Below are 1887 nucleotides of genomic sequence, written 5' to 3'. Positions count from 1 at the left end.
ATTCAGGCCTCCCAAGCGACGACGACAACGCCACGGTTGCGGGGGCGGGTATGCCTCTGCTCCGGTAGCCGTGACAGCTTGCCAAGCGCGAGGCGTTACAGGGATTTCACTGAAACGGGACTGAATTGTACATGTCTATTCGGGGGTAGACGAGCCGCTGACGATCACCGTAGACTCTGGACCGCTCCGCAAGACTGCGGACGGCAATAGGGGGAAACTTGACAATTAAATCTGCCACGTTAAGCATCGGGATAGCGGCACTGCTAGCCACTCTCGCGATGCCACAATACGCTGCACAGGCTGCGGAAATAGAGCACACTGACGCGAAGCTCAATTCTGTGCAGCTTGAGGGCATTTATAGCGCTGCCGCGCCTGAGGTGTTGGAGAACAAACACCTCGATGTCAAGAAGAATGGTTCCGCTCTCACGGCGACCACTTCTGAGACCATCGGCGCCTCCATCAGCGCAAAGGCGTCTTCTCAAACTGTCGAAACTACAACCACCATCCCGCTTGATTCCAACTTCCCCATCACTCTGGAAGGGGGGTCCAAGGCACTGAGCGGTGCGGGAATCAAGTTGCCCTTTGCTGACGTGACCCAGGCCGCCACGGTCCTCGAAGACGGGGTGGCCCTCTTTGATCACCTGAACGGATCCTCGTCTGTTCCCCTCGTCAAGTCGGACGGTTCCGTGCAGATCACAACAATCATCAACGGCGCCGACTCGCCGACTCGGTACGCCTACGAGACTTCAATTCCCGGAACGGCTTCTATCGAGACGCTGGAGGGTGGATCGCTGGTTTTCCAGGACTTCGACGGTGATTTCCTCGCCGGGATAGCGCCGGCATGGGCGAAAGATGCCAACGGCAAGGACGTTCCAACGCGCTATGAAATCAGTGGAACGACGGTTACACAGATCGTAGATCACGCCACTGCGTCCGGTATTACCTACCCGGTTGTCGCCGACCCGTGGTTAGGCGTCGACCTTTTCTCCACCACGTACCTTGGCTCCTCCAACGGTCAGCAGACCGTCAACGCTCGGAAGTCCGCTTGGGGGCAGGGCATCCATGGGCCGGGGACCGGGCAGGTTATTTTCTGGAATGCGGGATGGTCAGAGCTGAAAACGAAGCAGCCATCGGTGACCTCGAAGGAATCTCTGCACCAGCAGTATGACTGCCACGTCGGAGGAGGGTTCTTTAACATCGCCGGCGACTGGAACTTGGAACAGTTCCGTCCGAATCGCACTGTTGACTGGACATACGGTGTTGCCGTTCACCACTGCAACTGGACGACTTCTAACCGGTACTGACGTCACCAGACTCAAACCGTGAGGGTCTCCGACGGCTAGGGCAGTAAACCGCAGCTGTCGTTGAATAACCACCACCACAGTCTGCAATGAGTGCGTATGCGAGGGCTTCCGGTTGGGAGTGGCACGGTCAAGAGTCAATCATTTCAGACCTGCGGCCCTCGTTTCGCGCGACAAGGTCCCTTGGGCTCCGCGACACCGTTCGTCCAGCAAGACCTGTCCGAGCGCGTAACCGTTTAAAGGATCGCTCTTCACGCAGGCCAAATAGAGATTGCACGGGTGCAGTGTCGATCGGCACAAGCTGGACATGTCGCCTTCGATTGTTCGCGTTCTAACGCCCGCCTCTGTTTGTTCTGTTCAGCAATGATCGGCGTGGTAATGCGCCGCTGCGACACCGCTAGGCGGATGACGGAGCTGCCGAGCGTGACTTCAGGACAAGCATCGTGATTGCTGTCAGGATCACGGCTACCAGAGTTGCAGTAGCCGTTGCGTAGATGTAAACGGCCAACCCCTGTGCTGAATCACCGCGATCACTTGCAGAAATACCGTAGGCCAATGTGAGCGTACAGGTGACAAATAGTGGCAG

The 1887-nt window shown here is 57.3% G+C and carries 2 protein-coding genes; one reads left to right on the top strand and one right to left on the bottom strand.

Annotated features, from left to right (window positions below):
• Nucleotides 1-218: 218 nt before the first annotated feature.
• Nucleotides 219-1304 carry a hypothetical protein gene (locus tag JF66_RS22045; protein ID WP_197059528.1) on the top strand — a complete coding sequence of 362 codons (1086 nt, stop codon included), beginning with the start codon at nt 219-221 and terminating at the stop codon, nt 1302-1304.
• A 394-nt stretch (nt 1305-1698) separates the two neighbouring features.
• Here the strand turns inward: JF66_RS22045 and JF66_RS24795 are convergent.
• Nucleotides 1699-1887: hypothetical protein (locus tag JF66_RS24795; RefSeq protein ID WP_231556542.1), on the bottom strand; the 189-nt coding region annotated here is incomplete at its 5' end.

Origin of the sequence: Cryobacterium sp. MLB-32 (assembly GCF_000738085.1) — a bacterium.
GTDB lineage: Bacteria > Actinomycetota > Actinomycetes > Actinomycetales > Microbacteriaceae > Cryobacterium.
This window is presented reverse-complemented; position numbering and strand designations above follow the sequence as displayed.